The organism is Campylobacter concisus, from assembly GCF_002913715.1.
In the GTDB taxonomy this organism is placed as follows: Bacteria; Campylobacterota; Campylobacteria; order Campylobacterales; family Campylobacteraceae; genus Campylobacter_A; species Campylobacter_A concisus_AG.
On record NZ_PPCE01000009.1, the window covers coordinates 323,976 to 345,811 of the forward strand.

Genomic DNA, 21,836 nt, shown 5'->3' on the forward strand with positions numbered 1-21,836 from the left:
AACTATAATAAGCCAATTTGCCTCTACTGGCATAATAAAATTTAAAGGATCAAGATGGCTGTGAACAAAAGTGTTCAATTAGGAAAAGCAAAAGACGAAGATATCGAAGATATCGATTTTGCTGCGATGTTAGAGGAGTCTTTTAAAAAGACTGAAGAAGATAGTGACGCAAAGATCGTCAGTATCAATGGCGATGAGGTTTTAATCGACGTTGGCAAGAAGTCAGAAGGCATTTTAAATGTTTCTGAGATCACTGATGCAAATGGCAACCTGACGCATAAAGTTGGCGATACGATCAAAGTTGTAATAACTGGATCAAGAAATGGAAGACCTATAGTGTCGCACAAAAAAGCACTTAGAAAAGAGAAAGTTAAAGCTTTCATCGAAGCTTACGATCCTGAAAATTCTGGCGAAATCGACATAAAAGTAGTTGGAAAAAATAAAGGTGGTTTTATCACTCAAGACGCAAATGGTGTAGAATTTTTCTTACCAAAAACTCACAGCGGCTTTAAAAACGCTGAAGGAGTAATTGGTAAAACATATAAAGTAAGAGTTATAAAAATTGATAAAGAAGAAAATAGCATAGTTGTCTCTAGAAAGAAAATTTTAGATGATGATCGCAAAAAACGCAAAGAAGCTCTATCAAATATAGTAGAAAACGATAGCGTTATAGAGGGCACAGTTAAAAAAATCACAACTTATGGCATGTTTGTTGATGTTGGCGGTGTCGATGGGCTTGTGCATTATAGTGAGATAAGCTATAAGGGTCCAGTAAATCCTAGCTCACTATATAAAGAAGGCGATAAAGTTTTAGTTAAAGTTATCAGCTATGATAACGAAAAACGCCATTTGTCTTTATCTATCAAAGCAGCTACTCCAGATCCTTGGGAAGAGATCATAAATGATGGACTAGAGGTTGGTGACACTATCAAAGTTACAGTTAGTAATATTGAGCCTTATGGCGCATTTGTTGATCTTGGAAATGATATTGAAGGATTTTTACATATATCTGAAATTTCATGGGACAAAAATATCAAAAATCCAAAAGATCACATTAATGAAGGTCAAGAGATCGATGTTGAGGTTATTGAGATAGATGCAAAAGGACATCGTCTAAGAGTGAGCCTTAAAAATTTACTTCCAAAGCCATTTGATGAGTTTAAGGCAAAACACAAAGAGGGCGACGTAGTAAAAGGCGTTGTGACAACTATCACAAATTTTGGTGCATTTGTTAGAGTAGGCTGCGTTGAGGGCTTGTTACACAATGAAGATGCATCTTGGGATAGAAATGACAAGTGCAAAGATATGTTTAAAGCTGGTGACGAGCTTGAAGTAAAGATCATCAAAATCGATAGTGCTGAACAAAAAGTTTCACTTAGCCTAAAAGATCTAAAACAAAGTCCAGTTCAAGCATTTGCTGATAAATTTAATGTAGGTGATATCGTAAAAGGAACAATTCGCGACATTAAAGACTTTGGCGTATTTGTAGAGCTTGGTGATAACGTTGATGCGCTGATCCGCAAAGAAGATTTAGGTAGTGTAGACGTTAGCACACTTAAGATTGGCGATGAGATCGAAGCAGCTATCGCATTTATCGATGAGAAGAAAAATAGAATTCGCCTGAGCATACGCCGTTTAGCAAAACAAAAAGAGCGTGAAGTGTTAAATGAGATCAATGATAACGATGATAAAGTAACACTTGGCGATATTATAAAAGAACAATTACTTTAGTTTAAATGGGCAGACGCATACTTTTATTAGTAGTTGTCCTGCTATTTGTTATATTGGGTTTGGTTGGAATTTCTCTTGTTAAATTTGCAAGTATAAATTTCAGCCAAATATCTGAAGAAAATATCACAAATGAGCAAAATTTAACTAAAAACACGACCAGCGATACCAACTGGATGAGTGAGCTAGCAACTATTAGAAAAAGAGATTATGTGCTGCCTGTAAATGAAATTTTTATAGAATACAACCGACCCAAAATAGAAAAACCAAAGATTACTGCATATGAGCTTTTGATAGATAAAAATGATATCTATTCAATGTTTTGTTTGATGCAGACTTTAAGAAAAAGTGAGGTCGATTTTACTGTTGTAAAAGATGGTGCAAAAAGCCAGATATTTTTAAATACTCAAGACTCTAAACTTCTACAAAATATCATTTTAGAACTAAGAGTTTATGATATCCACTCAAGTGTGAGAGAGGTAAAATTATGAAAACTATCATTGTTTGCGATGCGATACATCCAGTAGGTTTTGAACTTTTAAAAAAAGAGCAAGATATAAACGTAATAGATGCAGTTAATACTCCCAAAGATGAACTTTTAAAAATTTTAGGCGAGGCTGATGTTGCTATAACAAGAAGCTCAACTGAAGTAAACGAGGCCTTTTTAAACGCTGGTAAAAAACTAAAAGCTATCGTTAGAGCTGGTGTTGGTGTAGATAATGTCGATATAGAAGGATGCTCAAGACGTGGCATAATAGCTATGAACGTTCCAACTGCAAACACTATTGCTGCAGTTGAGCTAACAATGGCGCATATGCTAGCTTCAGCTAGATCTCTTGAATACGCTCATAATGATCTAAAGCTAGATAGAATTTGGAAGCGTGAGAAATGGTATGGGGTTGAGCTTTTTAAGAAAAAGCTTGGCGTGATCGGCTTTGGCAATATTGGCTCAAGGGTAGCCGTTCGTGCAAAAGCTTTTGGTATGGAGATCATCGCTTATGATCCATATATTGACCCATCTAAAGTTATCGACATGGGCGGTACTTATACTAAAAATTTTGATGATATTTTAGCATGTGATTTTATCACGATACATACACCAAAGACTAAAGAGACAACCGATATGATCGGCGCCAAAGAGATCGCAAAAATGAAAGATGGCGTAAGACTTATAAACTGCGCTAGAGGTGGTCTTTATAACGAAGAAGCGCTTTATGAAGGACTAAAAAGTGGCAAGATAGCATTTGCCGGTATTGATGTTTTTACAAGAGAGCCAGCAACTGATCATCCACTTCTTGATCTAAATAATGTAAGTGTCACCCCACACCTTGGAGCAAATACGCTTGAGTCACAGCGAAATATCGCAGTAGAGGCAGTCGAGCAAGCTATTTTAGCAGCTCGCGGCATAAGCTATCCAAATGCGTTAAATTTACCTATAAAAACAGAAGATCTACCGCCATTTGTTGAACCTTATATCGATCTTACAAGCAAGATGGCATTTCTTGCTGCACAGATAAATAAAAGCGTTATCAAGGCCATTCGTATCGAGACTCACGGTCAGATTAGCGAATATGCAAATTCAATGCTAACTTTTGCAATCGTAGGTGCTTTAAAAGAGAGTCTTGGTGATGCGATAAATTATGTAAATGCTAAATTTTTATGCGATGAAAAAGGTATAGTGACTGAAACTAGTCTTGGCGGAGATAGTATTTTTAAAAATAAAATCACAGTTCGCTTAACTACTGAAAATGGCATTGTAACCGTAGGTGGAACGGTATTTGGTGAAAATCAGCAACGTATCGTAACGATAAATGGTTTTAAGACTGACTTTAAACCAAAAGGCAAGATGATCATCTTTAAAAATCATGACGTGCCAGGCGTTATCGCTCAAATCAGTAAAATTTTAGCTGATGAAAAGATTAATATCGCAGACTTCCGCCTTGGTAGAGATGATCACAATATGGCACTTGCTGTTATCTTGGTTGATGAACATATAAAAGTAGAAACGTTAGAGAGACTAAACGCACTTGAAGCTTGCGTTTGGGCTCAATACGCAGTTATATAAAATTTTGAAAGGATAAAAAATGGCTTCATATTCAATGGGCGATCTAAAAAAAGGGCTAAAGATCGAGATCGATGGCGTTCCTTATAAAATCGTAGAATATCAACACGTTAAACCGGGCAAAGGTGCAGCTTTTGTTCGTGCAAAAATCAAATCTTTTATCGATGGAAAAGTGCTTGAAAAGACTTTTCACGCAGGCGATAAATGCGAGCAACCACATCTTGAAGAAAAAGAGATGCAGTATCTTTATGATGATGGTGAATATTGTCAGTTTATGGATACGGTTACTTATGAGCAAGTTGCTATTAGCGATGAGGATGTGGGTGATGTTAAAAAATGGATGATCGATGGCATGATGGTTGAAATTTTATTTCACAATGGCAATGCGATCGGCGTTGAAGTGCCACAAGTAGTTGAGCTAAAGATAGTTGAGACTCCACCAAATTTCAAGGGTGATACGCAAGGCGGTAAAAAGCCAGCTACTCTTGAGAGCGGCGCGGTAGTTCAGATACCATTTCACGTACTTGAGGGCGAGGTTATCCGTGTGGATACTGTTCGCGGCGAGTATATCGAGCGTGCAAATAAATAAAGCAGCTTAATCTTTCTTGCTAAATTTACGTTTAGTAAGCCCAATGCTTAGCTAAAGTCACTATTTAAAAAGTATTGGCTTTAGCAAAAACTTCATTTCATACATTGTAAATTTTCAAGTAGCACTAGCATAAAATATACAAAATTTTTATATTTTATAAAAATCCAAATATAGCCAAATATCAGCTCATAAAATCTTCAAAAATCAAAAAAATATATAAAATAATGAAAATTCTTAGCAAGATAAGCAAATGTTTTAACTATAAAATTTTTATATTAGGATAGTAGAACCGTAAGTCAAAAATAGGGAAAAACGAGACGGTTTCCCGTCTCGGTAGCTAGCATTAAGCCGACTTTTCTTTGAGATATTTGTTTATAAGAGTTGTGATCTCTTCACCGTGAGGAAATCTCGCTTCATCATTTCCAATGCGATCTTTCTTAGAAAATATAACATCTCCATTAACCTCGATGATGAAATTTCCACCATCACCTATAACCTTTTCGACTCTTGCATCACTAAAGTTCGCTTTTATTTCATCTTCTACACGAGAAGCTACCGGACGATAGTTTCAAGAGTTGCAGTAAATAATTTTTACTTGCATGCTCTGTCCTTTCTTGTGAAATAAGCCAACATTATATAAAATTTTATTTAACAAATAAAACATATTATTGTAAAGGATAAATTTATGAAAAAAGTTGCTGTGATTTTAGCTGAAGGATTTGAGGAGATAGAAGCACTAACTTCTGTTGATGTTTTACGTAGAGCTGGAGCGATAGCTTCTATTGTTGGGCTAAATGACGTAAACATCAAAGGATGTCACAATATATGCGTAAAAGCCGACGTAACACTTCGCGAGATGAAAGAGCTAGACTATGATGCGATCGTCCTTCCTGGCGGACTTCCAGGAGCTAGCAATCTAGCAAACGATACAAGACTCAAAGCAATTTTGCAAAATTTTGATAAAAGCAATAAGCTTATTTGTGCCATTTGTGCTGCTCCTATGGTGCTTGAGAGTGCTGGTGTGCTAAAAGATCATTTTGTTTGTTATCCAGGATTTGAAGAAAATGTAAGAAGTGATAAAAGGGGTTATGATAACGGCAAGAGTGTATTGAGGGATCAAAATATTATTACAGCAAAAGGTCCTGCTTTTTCAATGGAATTTGCACTTTTTATAGTTAAAAATTTACTTGGCGATGAAGCGTATCTTAAAGTAAAGAATGATTTACTTTATAAATAGCTTATAAAGATAAAATAATTTTTTATTTAATTATTATTTTTAAACTTAAGATTAGATTTTGTTTAGTGATAGTTATAGAAGCTCTATATATACGAGTTTGTAGCTTTTAAGAATATTTTTCAAAAAAATATAATAAATTTTTGATTTTTTACATCTTTTTGACGAAAATTAGCTATTATCACACTAACCGAATAAATCGGTAATTTTTTTAAGGAATACTCCTGTGAATATTTATGTAGGAAATTTGTCGTATAGAACGACAGAGGCAGAATTAAAGGAAGCCTTTGCACAATTTGGTGAAGTAAGGCGAGCAAAAATAGTAAAAGATAGAGAAACTGATCGTTCAAAAGGCTTTGGCTTTGTTGAAATGGACGATGCAAATGAGGGACAAAAAGCTATAGACGCACTAAATGAAAAAGAACTAGGCGGACGTACTTTAAGGGTAAATGAGGCTAGACCAAGGGATTAATGACTATTTGCCACCAAATGGTGGCATAGCATCCCGCATAGCTCCTACGCCTAGTGGGTTTTTGCATGCTGGCAATGCTTATAACTTCATCCTAACTTATCTCTTGACACGTTCGGTAAATGGCATTTTGCACTTACGTATCGATGATTATGATCTTAGTAGATACCGGCAAGAATTTGTTCAAAATATCTTTAATGTTTTAGATTTTTTGGAAATTGATTACGATAAAGGTCCAATTAGTGTAAGTGACTTTGAGCGTAATTTTAGCTTTAAGACGAGATCGCAAAGATATGAAAATGTGCTAAAAAAGCTTAATGAAATTTATATCTGCGAATGTTCAAGGACTAGAAAAAATGCCTACATAAACGGCATTTACACTAAAATTTGTAAAAATAAAAATCTAAAATTTATAAAAGACAAGACTGCCATTAGACTAAGCGTGGATGAGGGTGATCCTCTTGGTAAGCTTGTGGCAGAGCAAATGGGCGATTTTGTGATTTACAAAAAAGATTTTGCTCCTGCTTACAACTTTGCAAGCGTGATAGATGACGAGGATATGGGTATAAATTTGGTTGTTAGAGGTGAGGATTTAAAGGCTTGCACGCTAGCTCAAAGATACCTTGCAAAAAGGCTAAATTTTAGCTTTTATAATGCTAATTTTATTCATCATAAGCTACTTTTAAAAGATGGCAAAAAGCTCTCAAAAAGCTCAAAATCACCACCAATTAATCTAAAAGATAGCCCGCAAATTTATTACAAAATTTTAGCAAATGATCTTGGTTTAGATATAAAATCAGCAGACAAAATCCAAAATCTACTTTACGAGTTTAAGCTAAAAAATATAGCCAAAAAATTTTTGCAAAGTATGAGCTAAATTTATACTATATATGCAGTTTATCCCCGCCTTAATATTTTGCTTTGATTATTTGAGCTTTGTCTCAAAAAATGCACTAAAAAGCGAGTTTATACCTTGCTTTGTAAATTTCTCCATTATCTTTTCGATCTGCGGTTTTTCTTGCCAGATGGGCTCATCTACGAGGCTCATTTTTGCTAGCTCATTTTGAGCATCTATGTAGCTACCAAGGCTATCAATTAGCCCCATTTTTAGGGCATTATGAGCTAAAAAGACCCTTGCGTTTGCCCACTCGTCTTTTTTCTTGATATCTAAATTTCTAGCCTCTGCCACGTCGCTTACAAATAGCATGTAAGCATCATTTACGAGCCCTTGCAAGCTCTCACGCTCTTGCTTGCTCCAGCTCCTCATAAAGGTGCCAGCCTCTTTAAACTCGCCAGCCTTCACCACCTGCTCGCTCACGCCTAAATTTTTGGCTAAATTTTCGATGTTTGCCCCTTGCATGATGACGCCGATCGAGCCTATGAAAGCACCTGGGTTTGCAATGATAGTACCAGCATTTACGCCAGCGTAGTAGCTGCCACTCGCCATGTTTCCAGCTGCGTATGCGAGCACTTTTTTAGTCTCTTTTAGTCGCTTGACCGCCATGGCTAGCTCCACGCTTGGACTTAGCGCACCGCCTGGGCTATCGATATAGAGCAGCACGCCTTTGATGTTGCTATCCAGCCTTGCTTTTTCGAGTGCATCTAAAATTTCACTAGTATCTACTATGGTGCCGGTGATGTCTATGCGGACTAAATTTGGCTCTTTCATCTTGCTATCTGGCGCAAATACGAAAAATAAGATCAGTAAAAATATGAGTGCCTTAAAGTAGCTATTGATAAATTTAAAAATTCCCAAAATTCCTCTAAAAATAAGCCTTAAAATTTGCAAATTTTGCCTCCGATATATAGTTTTTTAGCCTCGTTTGTGTGAAGTATGAGCTGAAGTATTAGCTCGCTATCATCGCACTCTAGGTCGTTATAGATTGCGATATCAGCCGCGCGTCCTGCCTTTATCTCGCCGTTATTTGTCCTAAGCGCCTTTGCGCCCCCATGCGTTGCAGCGACAAAAAGCCTAGTGGCAAGCTCGTTTAGATCAAGGCTAGCGTGGGTAAATAGGGCAGCTCTTAGTTCATGCCAAAAATTTAGGCTGATATTTGAGCTAAGGCCGTCTGTGCCGATATTTAAGCTGACCTCATTTTTAAAAATTTCTTTTAAATTTAGCGCCTTTTTGCCAAGCAGTCTATTTGAAACGGCACAGTGTGTCACGCTGTGATGAGGCTTAAATTTAGTAAAATCGCTCACATAAACACAGTGCGTAAATAGCGTATCTACCTCACGAAACATCTCAAAATAGCTCTTTGCGTCATACATTGGCTTTGGGGCCGGATTAAATCTTAAAAGATGTTTTTTAAACCCTCCGGTGCCACGCTCTAGCCACTGCTTTTCAGTCTTGCTCTCTAAAAAGTGCGTGCTTACAAGTAGCTCATCTTTTTTAGCCATTTCAAGGGCAGCTTTGGCGAGCTTGGGGTGCACAGAGTAGGGCGAGTGCAGCGATATGGCTGGGGTGAAATTTTGGCTTTTATAGCCCTTTGTTTTTTCAAATTTAGCTAAGAAATTTTGCAAATTTTGCTGAACCATCTGCTCATTTGAGCCTAAAATTTCACTAAAAAGTACGACTTTTAGAGGGCTAGCGGCTAAAATTTCAAGCTCAGAGCCAAAGCTAGATATCTCGCCAATGGTACAAACTCCGCTTTTTAACAGCGAATTTATAGCTTCACTCATCGCTTTTTTAGCGTCCATTTTAGCTAGCTCGCCGCCTTTATCGACGATAGAGCCAAGCCATTTTATAAAGTCGCCATATTTTAGTGTGCTAACGTTTGAGCTAAACTCCAAATGAACGTGCGAGTTTATAAAGGCTGGGACAATCACGCTATCACCAAAGTCATAAATTTTCGCCTCTTTAAATTTCTTTTGCGCCTCTTTTTCGCTTGTAATTTCTAAAATTTTATCATCATCAATAACGACACAAGAATTTCTTAAAATTTTTGGATTTTCTCCGCCAGTGATTATTTTTTTTGCTTTTAAAATTTCCACATTTGAGCCTTAAATTTTTGTTATTGTAGCGAAAATTTAGGAACGAAAATGTATAATTTGGGCTATTTAATCAAAAAGGAGTGACATGGATAAGAAGCTAAAAATAATGGTTATCCAAGGGCCAAATATCAACATGCTTGGCGCTAGAGAGCCAGGAATTTACGGCGTTATGAAGATGGAGGATATCCACTCTCAAATGAAGATCGTTGCTGATCAAAATGACGTTGAGATCGAGTTTTTTCAAAGTAACCTTGAAGGCGAGCTAGTCGATAAGATCCAAGAGTGCTTGGGCGATGCTGACGGCATCATCATAAACCCAGCCGCTTACACTCACGCCTCTATCGCTATCCGTGACGCGCTAAGTGCGGTTGCGCTGCCAGTTATCGAGGTACATATCAGCAACGTTTATAGAAGAGAAGAGTTCCGCCACAAAAGCCTAATTGCACCAGTTGCGGCAGGCCAGATCGTGGGCTTTGGACCAGTTGGCTATCATTTAGCGATGATAGGTATGCTTCAAATTTTTGAGCAAATTAAAGCAGTAAGAGCAAATCAAAAAGCACAATGAATTTCATCTTAAAGGACGAAAACGCCGTATTTTACGAGTGCGGCTACAGCTGCGACAATGAGTTTTTGCTATGCCTTGATGGCGTAAAATACTTTTTCACGGACGCGAGGTATTATTTTGAGGTAAAAAGCTGCGTAAATGCAGGAGTAGTCGTTCTTTTGGCGCAGAGAAATTTAATAAGCGAGGTCAGGGCATTTTTAAGAAAGATGAAGCCAAGCAGCCTCGTTTTTAACCCTGACGAGTTAAGCTTAAGCGAGTATAACGTGCTTAGCAAAGGTTTTAAGATAAATTTCAAGCCAAAGGCAAATTTTTCTAGGCTAAAGAGAATTTGCAAGAGCGAAGATGAGATAAAAATTTTAAAAAAGGCAAGCGAATTTGGAGCAAAATGCTTTGACGAATTTGCTAAATTTGTGCGTGAAAATGGCGAGGGGATGAGCGAGAAAGAGCTTCATTTTAACGCTTCACTCATCTTTAGGCAAAAAAATGAGCTAGGTCTTAGCTTTGATCCGATCGTAGCGATAAATGAAAATGCCGCAAAGGCGCATGCATTGCCAGGGGATAAAATTTTAAAAAAAGGGGATTTGCTGCTACTTGATGCTGGTGTTAAATTTAAGCGTTACTGCTCTGATCGCACCAGAACTGCTTGCTTTGATGAAAATTTTAGCTTCTCAAAGGAACAAAAATTTAAAAACGCCAAGATGCAAGAAATTTACGAGATTGTAAAAGAGGCTCAGGCTGCTGCGATAAAGGTCGCTAGAGCTGGAGTTAGGGCGTGCGAGATAGACCTTGCAGCAAGAAGCGTGATAGCAAAGGCTGGATATGAAAAGGCCTTTTTTCACTCGACAGGACACGGTGTGGGTGTGGATATACACGAGCTTCCAGTCATCTCAGCAAGGAGCGAAACGCTCATAAAAGAGGGCATGGTCTTTAGCGTGGAGCCTGGAATTTATCTAGAAAATGAATTTGGTGTGCGCATCGAGGACGTGGTGGTCGCAAGAGAAGGTGGGTGCGAAATTTTATGAGGCTAGCTGGAGCAAGAAAGATCGTAAAAAGCCGTTTTTGCCCTAGTTTTTTTCAAAAAAGAGATGAGTTTAAGTATGAGGCGCTAGTTGGCATGGGTGGCAACATCGGTGATAGCGCAAAGAGGTTTGATAAATTTATAAGAGCGGTTAGTGAAGATAGGCGTTTTCACGTAGTTGAAGTCTCGCCGATCCTTATAAATGCGGCGTTTGGCTACGAAGCGCAGGATGATTTTAGTAACGCTGTTATAAATTTACAAACATCTATGAGCCCTAGAGAAACTCTAAAAATTTTGGGGCACTATGAGAGTAAATTTAAGCGTGTCAGGACGTTTAAAAATGCGCCACGCACGCTTGATCTGGATATTTTGTATTTTAGTAAAAAAGTCTATAAAACGCCACGCCTTATCGTCCCACACCCAGGAGCCGATAAGAGGCTTAGCGTGATCGTGCCACTAGGGCTTATGAGAGGTTAAAAGGATATAAATGGCTACAAAATTTCATACTTTTACAGGTGAGAGCACCATTGAGGCTTTGAAAAAGGCTCAAGAAACGTGCGGCGAAAAGGCCATACTAGTTACTACAAAACAGATTCAAGCCAAAACGATAAATAAAAAACCGCTTTATGAAATTTTAGTAAGCGTCGAAGAGGACGACGTAAAGCAACCCCTAAAACCAAATACAAAAGCCATAAATTACGAAAATGCCTACTCTAAATTTAATAAAAACTATGAACCTGCTAAGCCAAAATTTGAGATAAAAGAAGAACCGGCTAAATTTGAGGCAAAGACAGCATCACCCGAGCCTTACGATCCAAACGAGAGCGTGCTTTTAAATATCTCAGCTGCTGCAAAAGAGATAAGCACGATCGCAAATGTAAATATCGATGACGTCAAAGATAAAGAGTCGAGCATACCAAATGGTATGAATAAAAAAATAGACGATGTGGCAAAGCAAGTAAGCGTGTTAAGCGAAAAAATAGGGCTCATAACTGACATGATCTGGGACGAGAAAGCACCAAATCGCAACAATCTCTCGATCCCACCAGAGTTTGCTAATATCTATAAACTCGCAAAACAAAGTGGCATGAAAGATGAGCATTTAGAGGCTATCATGCAAACGACGCTTGAAAATTTGCCAGTTTCGATGAAGAGCAATCCAACTGCTGTAAAAAGGTACTTCTACTCACTTTTACGCAATATGTTACCTTGCAGAAAAGAGCCAAGCGATAAAAAACAACGTATTATGATGCTAGTTGGTCCAACTGGAGTTGGTAAGACGACGACTCTTGCAAAGCTAGCGGCTCGTTTTGCTTACGGCAATGAAAAGCGGTATAAAACAGGCATCATCACGCTTGATACGTACCGTATTGGAGCGGTTGAGCAGTTATTTCAATACGCTAAAATGATGAAGCTACCTATACTTGATGTTATCGAGATAGATGACTTTCAAAATGCTATAAAGCAGCTTAGCTACTGCGACGTAATCCTAATCGACACCACTGGAAATTCGCAGTATGACAAAGAAAAGCTTGAAAGGCTTGATAAATTTTTAAAGCATAGCGGTGCAAAGATTGATGTAAATTTGGTCCTTTCGGCTGGCTCAAAGGTCGAAGATCTAATAGAAATTTATAATGGATTTTCATTTTTGGATATTGACACGCTAATAATCACCAAATTTGATGAGACAAAAATTTTTGGCAACGTCTTTTCGCTGATATATGAGACAAATACGCCGGTTAGCTACTTTAGCGTAGGCCAAGAGGTGCCTGATGATCTTGTGGAGGCAAAGAGCGAATTTTTAGTAGAGTGCGTGTTTGACGGCTTTACAAAGCAAAAGGCTAGCGATGAATAATCAAGCGCAAAAATTACAAAATTTAGTCCAGTCACAAAGCAAGAACAAAAATACACATTTTATTGCGATAACTAGCGGCAAAGGCGGTGTTGGTAAGAGTACGATAAGTGCAAATTTAGCAAATGTTTTATCAAAAAATGGCTATAAAGTAGGACTATTTGATGCTGACATCGGCCTTGCAAACCTTGATGTTATCTTAAATGTAAAAATGGGTAAAAATTTACTTCACGTGCTAAAAGGCGAGTGCAGCCTAAAAGATATCTTGATACCTATAAATAAAAATTTGATCCTCATTCCTGGTGAAAGCGGCGATGAAATTTTGAAATTTAACAATCAATTTTTATTTGAGAGGTTTTTAGATGAGGCGAGCGAGCTTGATGAGCTTGATTTTTTGATCATTGACACCGGAGCTGGCATAGGCGGTAGTACGCAGCTGTTTTTAGAAGCGGCTGATGAGGTCGTGGTGGTGACTGTGCCTGATCCTGCGGCGATAACCGATGCATACGCTGTCATAAAGATCGTTTCAAGATTTAAAAATAGTGAGCTTTTGCTTTTAAATATGGTAAAAAATGAAGCAGAGGCGACTAGAATTTATGAAAATATCAAACGCGTTGCTAATGCAAATATCGGGCCTAGCTTAAATTTAGAGCTTATAGGATTTGTGGCTTCTGATAAGAATGTTTCAAGAAGTATAAAACAACGAACGCTTTTTACAGACGACGCTGCTTATGCTGAGCCTAGTGCCCAGATAAAACAGATAGCTTCGAATTTACTTTATAGGTTGGAACGAAAAGTGCTTAACGATGAGCAAAGCAGGAGCTTTGGGGGCTTCTTTAAGCGTTTGATAGAACAATTTTGATGGAGATTGAGCTTTGCGTGCAGAAAATTTTATAGCATTTTTTACGGTTTGTGGTTTTTTTGTAGGTATAGTTTTTACCTTGTTAAAGGTGAGTGAGCCTATCGAAATGCTTGTTTATACACTAGTTATTACTTTGTTTTTTTATCTTATAATTCACATTGTTATCATGAACTACATCGATGTGAAAAGAGCTTTAACTAAAATTTTTGACAAACAAAAACACGAAGAGATCGCAGACTATCTCATCTCTGAGCTAAATACTAGAGAAAAGCGTATGGAAAATATAATGGTAAAAATGACTGCTGAAAATTTTGATTCTGGTAAACGAAATGCACGAGTTAAAGCAAAAGCAGCTTAACGCTTATAAAAACACGATAAAAAAGGAACAAGACGAAATCGTCTTAAAATATATGCCAGCACTGCGTGCAATGGCGTTTAGACTTAAAGAGAGGTTGCCATCAAGCATAGATACAAATGACCTAATAAGCATTGGCGTTGAAGAGATGATAAAACTTAGCAGGAAGTATGACAAGGAGCAAAATGACTCTTTTTGGGGTTATGGCAAAAAGAGAATTTATGGCTCTATGCTTGATTATCTAAGGACGCTTGATGTTGTTAGCAGAAGCGATAGAAAGCTAGTTAAGAGCATAAATAGCGAGATAGATAATTATTTCAATGAGTATGAAGAAGAGCCAAGCGATGAGTATTTGGCCGAAAAGCTTAATGAAGATATTGAGAAGATAAGAGAGGCAAGAGGCGTTAGCGGTATTATCACTATTTTGCCAATAGATGAGCAAATGGAGCTAATTGGTCAAAATGATGTCGAGAAAAGCATTGAGAGAGAGGATCTTATTTTAAAAATAGAAGAAGCTTTAAAAGATTTTGACGAAAGAGATCAGATGTTGGTTCAGCTTTATTATTATGAAGAGCTAAATTTAAAAGAGATAAGCCAGATCATGAATATCAGCGAGAGTAGAATTTCACAAATTCATAAACGTTTGCTTGATCGTATCAGACGTAGCTTGGGGGTTTAATGGCTGATATTTTAAGTCAAGAAGAGATAGACGCGCTACTTGAAGTTGTTGATGAAGACGGCGATACGAGTAATATCGAGGTCGAAGAGAGATCGCAAGGCGAACAAAAGCAGATTATTATTTATGATTTTAAGCGTCCAAACCGCGTTAGTAAAGAGCAGCTTCGCGCGATAAAAGGCATCCATGATAAGCTTGCTAGAAATTTGGCTAGTCAAATTTCTAGCGTTATGAGAAGTATTGTCGAGATCAGACTTCACAGTGTTGATCAAATGACTTATGGCGAATTTTTAATGAGCTTGCCAAGTCCAACTAGTTTTAATGTCTTTTCTATAAAGCCACTTGATGGAAACTGCGTTTTGGAGATAAATCCAAGCATTGCTTTTCCGATGATAGATCGTTTGCTTGGCGGAACTGGTGAAAATTTTGAGGCAAATAGAGAACTAACCGACATTGAAGTAAATTTGCTTGATGCGGTGCTTAGAATGATCATGCAGCGTCTTAAAGAGAGCTGGTCGATGATAACTGATATGTACCCAAATGTGGAAGCCAAAGAGAGCAGTCCAAATGTCGTACAGATCGTCTCTCAAAATGAGATCGTCATCATGGTCGTTATGGAGATCATAGTTGGTGGCTCAAGCGGTATGATAAATTTATGCTATCCAGTTATCTACCTTGAACCGATACTCTCACGCCTTGCAAACAGAGATATTATGCTTGGCGAAACGAGTGCAAAAAAAAGTAGAAACAAAGAGCTAAAAACACTTATTGGACGAGCAGAAATTTTATATGAAGCCATACTTGGCAAATCGATTATCAGCGTAAATGAGTTTTTAAATTTAAAAGAAGGCGATATTTTAAGGCTTGATAGAGGAGCTGATGATAAGGCGATCGTTTGTATCGATAAAAAAGAAGTTTTCTTAGCTGAAGTTGGGCTTCATAGATTTAGAAAATCTATAAGGATTGAGCAGTTAATACGCTCTGATAAAGATGAGATCAAAAATATCTTAGAAAAATACGAAGAAGAGCGAAAAGCAAAGCTGATGGCGTATGAAGCTAATGAGCGCAAAATGGAAGAAGAAGAGGACGACGAAGATGATGAATGATTTTTTTAATATATTTTCTAATGAATTAAAAGCTACTATCGAAGGACTTACGGGCAGAGCTCCAGAGGTTGGTGAAAGAAATGAATTTGATGCACCAACGCAAAATGGCATAAAACCGCCGGTAGTGATGGCTAATATCTCTTTAAGTGGCGACATCAATGCTAAAACAGAGATAGTATGCACTCCAGTTTTAATAAGTGCCATTAGCGAATGGATGATGGGCGAAGAGGAAATTTCAAAGAATGAAAATTTAGGCAGTGATGAGCTTGACGCCGCAAAAGAGATATTTTCAAACCTTTTTAGTGCTTTTAGTACATCTTTGGGCGCTCAAAAGGGCATGCCAAAGATAAATTTTGAAGTAATAAATGTAAATTTTTTAGATGAAAATTCTTCGCTTGATTTTAGTGTTTATGAAAAGCTATTTTTATTTAATGTAAAAATCGAAGATCTAAGCGAGCATATCGGTTTTGCTTGCGATCATTCGTTGATGAAATTTTTTGAGCCAACTAAGACTGAAGCACCAGCTGCACCAACAAGCACTCCTCACGTAGCTAAGGGCGATTTTAGCGCTGAAGAGATGAGAAATATTGGTCTTATAATGGATGTTAGGCTGCCTATTCGTGTTCGTATCGGCTCAAAAAGAATGCTTTTAAAAGATGTACTTACCATGGATATTGGCTCAGTTATCGAGCTAAATCAATTAGCAAACGATCCGCTTGAAATTTTGATCGGCGATAAGGTAATAGCCCTTGGCGAAGTTGTCATAATCGATGGAAACTTTGGCATCCAGATCACTCAGATAGGCTCAAAACGCGAGAGGCTCCAACAGTTAAAATAATGAATGAATTAGTTAGCGATCTTTTAAATTTTCCAAACGTCTTAAAATATAAAAATAAAAATGTTACCTTCTTTGGCTCGGCTAGATTCGATGAAGAAAATTTCTACTGCAAAAAGGCTTATGAACTAGCTTATAAGCTAAACGAGCTGGGATATGCCATCTTAACTGGTGGCGGAGACGGCATAATGAGAGCTGCGAACAAGGGCGCATTTGATAGTGCAAAATCGCCAAGCATAGCCTTAAATGTGAGACTTCCGTTTGAACAAAATACAAACCCTTACGTCACAGCAAAATATCTCTTTTCAAATTTAAGCCCAAGAAAATTTGCACTTACCGATCGTTCAGTTGCATTTGTCGTCTTTCCAGGTGGCTTTGGCACTCTTGATGAACTTTTTGAAATTTTAGTACTTGCTCAAGTTGGTAGCAAAAAAGTAAAAATTTTTCTTTTTGGGAGTGAGTTTTGGCAAGGGCTTGATGAATTTATAAAAAATACGCTAGTTAGCCAAAAAACAATAAAAAAAGAAGATATAAATTTATACAAAATCACCGATGATTTAGAGCTTATCGCAAACGAAATTTTGACTATTTAAAAATAAGATATAAAATATCCGCTTTTAAATTTCAAAGAGGTAAAAAATATGAAAATAATGGTCGCAATGAGCGGTGGTGTAGATAGCACTATGACGGCTAAATTTCTACAAGAAGCTGGTCATGAAGTGCAAGGCTGCTATATGATGCTACATCAAAAGCCAGGATATCACGAAGAAAATATCAGAAAAGTGAAAAAAGTAGGCGAGTATCTTGGCATAAAGGTACATATTTTGGATCTGCAGGATAAATTTAACGAGTTTGTCTATGATCCTTTTGTAAAGCTCTATAAAGAGGGCAAGACGCCAAATCCTTGTGCTTTGTGCAATAAATTTATAAAACTTGGTGCACTGCTTGATTTTGCAAAGGTAAATGGCTGTGAGAAGCTTGCTACTGGGCATTATGTGCAAGTTATTGATGAATTTATCACATGCGCAAAAGATCCTAGCAAGGATCAAAGCTACTTTTTAGCCCAAGTGCCAAAAGAGATATTAAAAGATGTTATTTTCCCGCTTGGGGATAAATTTAAAAAAGATATAAAAGAGCTTGCAAGAAGTGTAAAAGTGCTTGAAGAATTTGCTACGCAGGCAGAAAGTAGTGAAATTTGCTTTGTGGAAGATACCTATATCGAAGTTTTAAATAAGCATTACAATACAAATTTACCAGGAAATGTAGTTGATAAAGATGGCAAAATAATCGGCCGCCACCAAGGCTATATGCACTATACTATCGGTAAGCGCCGTGGTTTTGAAGTTTTTGGCGCCCATGAGCCACACTTTGTTATAAAGATAAATGCCGATAAAAATGAGATCGTCGTAGGAACAAAAGATGACTTGGCTCAAAAGGTAGTCGAGCTTGAAAACGTAAATTTATTTATAGATAAAGATAAATTTGAGTGCGAAACCAAGATAAGATATAGAAGCCCTAAACTTGATGCTTTTGTTGAGGTTGATAAAGAGAATAAAACGGCAAAATTAACGCTAAATCAAAATGCACTTGGTGTGGCGCAAGGTCAGCTTTGTGTTATGTATGATGGCGATAAGGTTATTGCAAGTGGATTTATAAAAGGCTAGTTTTAGCCTTTTATAAAAATTTATTGGGCTCTGCGTAATTTTTTGTAAATTAAGCTAAAATTTATTGACAAAACATATCTTTTCGTCTATAATACGAGCTCTTTTCAAGTGTTCCGGATTAGCTCAGCGGTAGAGTAGGTGACTGTTAATCACTTGGTCGCTGGTTCGAACCCAGCATCCGGAGCCATTTTTCTTAAAAAATCATTTTAAAATCCCGATTTTAACGATGTTTTAAGAACTTTAAGTTTTATTATTTTTTGTATTTTTCCCCTTTATTTACCCTCAGATTTATTTGCTGTTTCAAAGTATATCGTTCTGATTCGTAGTCAAAATGCGATTAGATATTTGTCTTTGAACAAAGTTAAAATAAATTTCCTTTATTCATTCTAGCTTCATTTAAGGCTTTTATAATGCGCTCATCCAAACGAAAGTTGGAAATAGAAAATAAAAGGATCAAAAATGAAAAAAGTATTAGGTGCAGCAGTTTTAGCAGCAGTTTTGGGAGCGACAGGTTTGCAAGCAGCTATCACATCAAAAGATGCTTTAAATATAGCTGAGAAAAACTTCCCAGGCTCAAGCGTCAAAGATATAGAGATAGACGTCAAAAATGGCGTGACATTTTATAAGATAGAGTCTTTTAAAGACGGTGTCAAACAAGATATCAAGATCGATGCCAATAGCGGTCAGATTGTTAAAATGGAGAATAAAAATAAAAAACATATCTTGCCGATCGAAGTGGTAGATTTTTCGAAATTTGCTCTTAGCATCGACGAGGCTGTGGCCAAAGCTCAAGCGCTTGAAGCTGGCTGGAGTCTTGATGAGGCAGACCTTGATAATAAAAATGGTGTTTGGATGTACAAAGTAGAGCTTAAACGCGACAGGAGCGAGAAAAAAGTGATCATAAACGCTCAAACTGGCGAAATAATCGATAATTACACAAAGTGATCTAACGCCCTTTTTGGGCGTTAAATTTTATAAAGGTAAAAAAGATGAGTGAAAATTTAGATCAAAATTTAAACGAGAAAGTTAGTAAGCAGAGTTTAGAGAGAAATTTGAATAAAAATTTAAGCGAAAACGAGATAGAAAATATAAGTGAAAATGTTACTAATAAAAATAGTTACGAAAATTTAAGAAAAAGCGAGCAAATGCCTGAAAATTTAGATAAAAATCCTAGTGAAGAAAGCAGTAGCGTAGAAATTTTAAGTCAAGCTACCTCAAAATACAAAGCTCAAAATTTCTTTAAAAATGTGCTTGAACTTTCGCTTCAAGGTGTAGCGGATGTGCTCGTCTGCGCTGGCAAGGCTGGGGTTTGGTTATCAAACGCTTCAAACTGCCTAAAAGACGAGGCGCAAAGAGCTGAGCTATCAAAGATAAATGAAGAGCAGGCCAAATTTGAAGGGCTAGCTCACATATTGCCAGAAAGAGTTAAAGAGCTTATCATTGACCGTCTAAAAACAAAGCCAGAAGAGGTGGAATTTGAGCCAATCTATCTAGCTAAAAAACAAAGCTTTGGCACGCTTGGAGCGGAGTATTTTTATGAGGCAAGGGCTAAATTTAACGGCTTTTTGTATGATTTTAAGATAGGCGCAGCAAATGGCGAAATTTTAAATCTAAAAATAAAAAGCCAAATTTGATAAAATAGCTGGCAAAACTACGTGAGGCAGGTAAGGCAGGGATGAAAATTTTAGTCGTCGAGGACGAAATAGACCTAAATAGCGTCATTACAAGGCACCTAAAGAAAAATGGATATAGCGTAGATAGCGCGTTTAACGGCGAGGAGGCGATGGACTTTACCGCCGTCGCGCACTACGATCTCATCGTGCTTGATCTGATGATGCCAGTGATGGACGGACTTACATTTTTGCAAAGATCGCGCGCCGCAAAGCTAGCGACCCCTGTGCTGATACTAACGGCAAAGGACGATGTGGATGACGTTGTAAAGGGGCTTGACGCGGGCGCGGATGATTATTTGGTAAAGCCATTTGACTTTAAAGAGCTGCTAGCTAGGGTGCGCACGCTCATTCGCCGAAACAGCGGCAACGTGGCTAGTGAAATTTACGCAGGCGAGCTAAAGATCGACCTTTCTAAAAAGTCAGTCGAATTTAGCGGCGAGCAGATCGAGCTAACTGGCAAAGAGTATGAAATTTTAGAGTTTTTGATGCTGAACAAGGGCAGAATTTTAACTCGCGACCAGATCAAAGAGCACGTTTGGGATTTCGACTACATGGGCAGTTCAAACGTCATCGATGTGCTTATAAAAAACATAAGAAAAAAGCTTGGCGAGTGCGAAATAATCCAAACCAAAAGAGGGCTTGGCTATGTTGTTAAGGATTAAGCAAGCCCTTGCAAATATCCCAATAACGGCGCGCGTAACGCTTTGGTACTCGTTTTTTATCATCGCTATCGTGGTGGCTCTAGTTGCCATTTCAGCGGTCGTGGCGGATGAGGTTTTTGAGGATGTGAGCCAAAAAAAGCTAGCCAAATCAGTCACCAAGATCGCCAATAATATGGATGAGTTTGAGCCATATGATGATGGGATATTTTTTATAAAATATAACGCAAAAGGCGATGTGATCGGTGGTCTAGCGCCAAAGCGCTTTCAAATTTCACTTAAAATGAACAGTGGTGCGATCCGTCTTTATGAAGAAGGCGAAAACCGCTTTTACTACTACGATATCGCAGCTAAAGGCAAAGATGTCTGGGTCAGAGGCGTGATAAATGCGGAGAAATTTTTCAAAAAAGAGGGACTATTTTTACTAGCGCTTGGCGTTTTTGTGCCGGTTTTGTTTCTCTTTGTGCTTTACGGCGGCTACAAAACGATAAAAAACGCGATGAAACCAGTCGCCACGATGTCAAAAACTGCGCTTGAGATAGGCAGCAGCCGGGACTTTTCAAAGCGCATAGACCTGCCTGCTGGCAAAGACGAGCTGCACGCGCTTGCAAGCGTTTTTAACCAGATGCTCGACTCCCTAGAAAATGTCTATCAAAGTGAGAAACAGCTCACCTCAGACGTCTCGCATGAGCTACGAACACCACTTTCTGTCATCATGGCTGAGAGCGACTACGCTGCGAGCTATGCGCAAAATTTGGACGAGGCCAAGGAGTCGCTGGAGGTCATCTCTAGGCAGTCAAGAAAGATAACCTCACTGATAGATCAAATTTTGGAGCTTTCAAGGCTAGAAACTGGCAGAAATTTGGAGCTAAAAGATATAAATTTAAGTTCTATCTTGCAAAATTTAGCCAGTGGCTATGAGAAGCTAGCAAGCGCAAAGGGGCTAAAATTTAGCTGCGTTGTAGCGCCAGATGCCCAAATTTTAGGCAATGAGCTGATGATATCAAGGCTGGTGGATAACTTTTTAAGTAACGCTCTAAAATTTGCCCAGGCTAAGATCGAGCTAAATTTAAGCCTATCAAAAACGCATGCGCTTGTGTCTGTAAAAGACGATGGCATGGGCATCTCTAAAAACGATAGCGAGCTAATCTGGAATAAATTTTACCAAGCCGATAGCTCAAGAAACAAAAGCCTAAACACAGGCAGCGGTCTTGGCCTAGCTATTGCTGCAAACATCGCTAAAATTCACGGCGCAAAGCTTGGCGTAAAAAGCGAAGCTGGAGCTGGAAGCGAATTTTGGGCAGAATTTGAGCTTGTAAATTTAAAAGAAGTGAAAATTTAGGCAGTTTGCTAAGACAAAATTTATGAAATAGCAAATAAATACGAGTATAAATTTAAACATCGCATAAAACGGCGTCTATATTTTTAAGGCAAAGTTAAATTTACGCATGAACCACGAGCTGCAAGGCACGCGTGCCACAAGCCACACAAGCCA

General features: G+C 37.9%; 25 protein-coding genes and 1 tRNA gene. 23 read left to right on the plus strand and 3 right to left on the minus strand.

Features of this window, described 5'->3' with window-relative positions:
- Window positions 1–54 precede the first annotated feature (54 nt).
- From CYO92_RS05585 to efp, 4 genes are read left to right on the plus strand one after another with little or no spacing between them, the layout of a single operon-like run.
- A complete protein-coding gene (locus CYO92_RS05585; protein WP_103588969.1) occupies window positions 55–1,731 on the plus strand; it encodes a 30S ribosomal protein S1 in 1,677 nt (558 codons plus the stop codon).
- Between the two features lie 5 nt (window positions 1,732–1,736).
- Window positions 1,737–2,219 carry a hypothetical protein gene (locus CYO92_RS05590; RefSeq protein ID WP_103588970.1) on the plus strand — a complete coding sequence of 161 codons (483 nt, stop codon included), beginning with the start codon at window positions 1,737–1,739 and terminating at the stop codon, window positions 2,217–2,219.
- Window positions 2,213–3,793 (plus strand): phosphoglycerate dehydrogenase, encoded by a 1,581-nt coding sequence (gene serA / locus CYO92_RS05595; RefSeq protein WP_223315392.1) that lies wholly within the window; start codon window positions 2,213–2,215, stop codon window positions 3,791–3,793. The genes CYO92_RS05590 and serA overlap by 7 nt, the downstream gene beginning before the upstream one ends.
- 19 nt (window positions 3,794–3,812) lie before the next feature.
- Window positions 3,813–4,379 carry an elongation factor P gene (efp, locus tag CYO92_RS05600; RefSeq protein WP_021090997.1) on the plus strand — a complete coding sequence of 189 codons (567 nt, stop codon included), beginning with the start codon at window positions 3,813–3,815 and terminating at the stop codon, window positions 4,377–4,379.
- A gap of 343 nt (window positions 4,380–4,722) precedes the next feature.
- Here the strand turns inward: efp and CYO92_RS05605 are convergent, their stop codons facing one another.
- Window positions 4,723–4,980, minus strand: coding sequence for a SelT/SelW/SelH family (seleno)protein (locus CYO92_RS05605; RefSeq protein ID WP_258030510.1), 258 nt, complete (start codon window positions 4,978–4,980; stop codon window positions 4,723–4,725).
- Between the two features lie 84 nt (window positions 4,981–5,064).
- Between CYO92_RS05605 and CYO92_RS05610 the strand changes: the two genes are divergently transcribed.
- From CYO92_RS05610 to CYO92_RS05620, 3 genes are all read left to right on the plus strand, one after another.
- Window positions 5,065–5,616: a DJ-1 family glyoxalase III gene (locus tag CYO92_RS05610; RefSeq protein WP_103588972.1), complete on the plus strand. Its 552-nt coding sequence runs from the start codon at window positions 5,065–5,067 to the stop codon at window positions 5,614–5,616.
- A 223-nt stretch (window positions 5,617–5,839) separates the two neighbouring features.
- Window positions 5,840–6,085, plus strand: coding sequence for an RNA recognition motif domain-containing protein (locus CYO92_RS05615; RefSeq protein ID WP_009294719.1), 246 nt, complete (start codon window positions 5,840–5,842; stop codon window positions 6,083–6,085).
- A complete protein-coding gene (locus CYO92_RS05620; protein WP_103588973.1) occupies window positions 6,063–6,959 on the plus strand; it encodes a glutamate--tRNA ligase family protein in 897 nt (298 codons plus the stop codon). Before CYO92_RS05615 ends, CYO92_RS05620 begins: the two co-directional genes overlap by 23 nt.
- 48 nt (window positions 6,960–7,007) lie before the next feature.
- Here CYO92_RS05620 and sppA read toward each other — a convergent pair whose 3' ends face one another.
- Complete coding sequence (sppA, locus tag CYO92_RS05625) at window positions 7,008–7,871, minus strand: signal peptide peptidase SppA (RefSeq protein WP_103588974.1); 864 nt, start codon at window positions 7,869–7,871, stop codon at window positions 7,008–7,010.
- Window positions 7,859–9,076 carry an aminofutalosine deaminase family hydrolase gene (mqnF, locus tag CYO92_RS05630; RefSeq protein WP_103588975.1) on the minus strand — a complete coding sequence of 406 codons (1,218 nt, stop codon included), beginning with the start codon at window positions 9,074–9,076 and terminating at the stop codon, window positions 7,859–7,861. The genes sppA and mqnF overlap by 13 nt, the downstream gene beginning before the upstream one ends.
- An 85-nt stretch (window positions 9,077–9,161) precedes the next feature.
- On the opposite strand from mqnF, the gene aroQ reads away from it, so the two are divergent.
- The 16 genes from aroQ (at window position 9,162) to CYO92_RS05710 (ending at window position 21,683) form a co-directional block, all read left to right on the plus strand.
- On the plus strand, window positions 9,162–9,641 hold the full coding sequence (aroQ, locus tag CYO92_RS05635) for a type II 3-dehydroquinate dehydratase (RefSeq protein ID WP_087578496.1): 480 nt from the start codon (window positions 9,162–9,164) through the stop codon (window positions 9,639–9,641).
- Window positions 9,638–10,663: a M24 family metallopeptidase gene (locus CYO92_RS05640; protein ID WP_103588976.1), complete on the plus strand. Its 1,026-nt coding sequence runs from the start codon at window positions 9,638–9,640 to the stop codon at window positions 10,661–10,663. The genes aroQ and CYO92_RS05640 overlap by 4 nt, the downstream gene beginning before the upstream one ends.
- On the plus strand, window positions 10,660–11,136 hold the full coding sequence (gene folK, locus CYO92_RS05645; protein ID WP_103588977.1) for a 2-amino-4-hydroxy-6-hydroxymethyldihydropteridine diphosphokinase: 477 nt from the start codon (window positions 10,660–10,662) through the stop codon (window positions 11,134–11,136). The genes CYO92_RS05640 and folK overlap by 4 nt, the downstream gene beginning before the upstream one ends.
- A 10-nt stretch (window positions 11,137–11,146) precedes the next feature.
- Window positions 11,147–12,514, plus strand: a complete 1,368-nt coding sequence (flhF, locus tag CYO92_RS05650; protein ID WP_103588978.1) for a flagellar biosynthesis protein FlhF — start codon at window positions 11,147–11,149, stop codon at window positions 12,512–12,514.
- Window positions 12,507–13,373 (plus strand): P-loop NTPase, encoded by an 867-nt coding sequence (locus CYO92_RS05655; protein ID WP_103588979.1) that lies wholly within the window; start codon window positions 12,507–12,509, stop codon window positions 13,371–13,373. Before flhF ends, CYO92_RS05655 begins: the two co-directional genes overlap by 8 nt.
- Before the next feature lie 13 nt (window positions 13,374–13,386).
- Window positions 13,387–13,731 (plus strand): hypothetical protein, encoded by a 345-nt coding sequence (locus tag CYO92_RS05660; RefSeq protein ID WP_021090750.1) that lies wholly within the window; start codon window positions 13,387–13,389, stop codon window positions 13,729–13,731.
- The gene (locus CYO92_RS05665; RefSeq protein WP_072594736.1) at window positions 13,703–14,407 is read left to right on the plus strand and encodes an RNA polymerase sigma factor FliA; all 705 of its coding nucleotides are present in this window, start codon (window positions 13,703–13,705) and stop codon (window positions 14,405–14,407) included. Before CYO92_RS05660 ends, CYO92_RS05665 begins: the two co-directional genes overlap by 29 nt.
- Window positions 14,407–15,510, plus strand: coding sequence for a flagellar motor switch protein FliM (gene fliM, locus CYO92_RS05670; RefSeq protein ID WP_054196277.1), 1,104 nt, complete (start codon window positions 14,407–14,409; stop codon window positions 15,508–15,510). The genes CYO92_RS05665 and fliM overlap by 1 nt, the downstream gene beginning before the upstream one ends.
- On the plus strand, window positions 15,500–16,348 hold the full coding sequence (gene fliY / locus CYO92_RS05675) for a flagellar motor switch protein FliY (RefSeq protein ID WP_103588980.1): 849 nt from the start codon (window positions 15,500–15,502) through the stop codon (window positions 16,346–16,348). The genes fliM and fliY overlap by 11 nt, the downstream gene beginning before the upstream one ends.
- Window positions 16,348–16,938, plus strand: coding sequence for a TIGR00730 family Rossman fold protein (locus CYO92_RS05680; RefSeq protein ID WP_103582473.1), 591 nt, complete (start codon window positions 16,348–16,350; stop codon window positions 16,936–16,938). Before fliY ends, CYO92_RS05680 begins: the two co-directional genes overlap by 1 nt.
- Window positions 16,939–16,986: 48 nt before the next feature.
- Window positions 16,987–18,009, plus strand: coding sequence for a tRNA 2-thiouridine(34) synthase MnmA (gene mnmA, locus CYO92_RS05685; protein ID WP_103588981.1), 1,023 nt, complete (start codon window positions 16,987–16,989; stop codon window positions 18,007–18,009).
- Window positions 18,010–18,121: 112 nt separating this feature from the next.
- Window positions 18,122–18,196: transfer RNA gene (locus CYO92_RS05690), tRNA-Asn, on the plus strand.
- A 272-nt stretch (window positions 18,197–18,468) separates the two neighbouring features.
- Entirely contained in the window at window positions 18,469–18,954 is a 486-nt protein-coding gene (locus CYO92_RS05695; protein ID WP_103588982.1) for a PepSY domain-containing protein, read from the plus strand.
- A gap of 44 nt (window positions 18,955–18,998) precedes the next feature.
- The gene (locus CYO92_RS05700) at window positions 18,999–19,643 is read left to right on the plus strand and encodes a hypothetical protein (RefSeq protein WP_103588983.1); all 645 of its coding nucleotides are present in this window, start codon (window positions 18,999–19,001) and stop codon (window positions 19,641–19,643) included.
- Between the two features lie 41 nt (window positions 19,644–19,684).
- Window positions 19,685–20,344, plus strand: a complete 660-nt coding sequence (locus CYO92_RS05705) for a response regulator transcription factor (protein WP_103589120.1) — start codon at window positions 19,685–19,687, stop codon at window positions 20,342–20,344.
- On the plus strand, window positions 20,328–21,683 hold the full coding sequence (locus CYO92_RS05710) for a sensor histidine kinase (protein WP_103588984.1): 1,356 nt from the start codon (window positions 20,328–20,330) through the stop codon (window positions 21,681–21,683). The genes CYO92_RS05705 and CYO92_RS05710 overlap by 17 nt, the downstream gene beginning before the upstream one ends.
- Window positions 21,684–21,836: the final 153 nt, after the last annotated feature.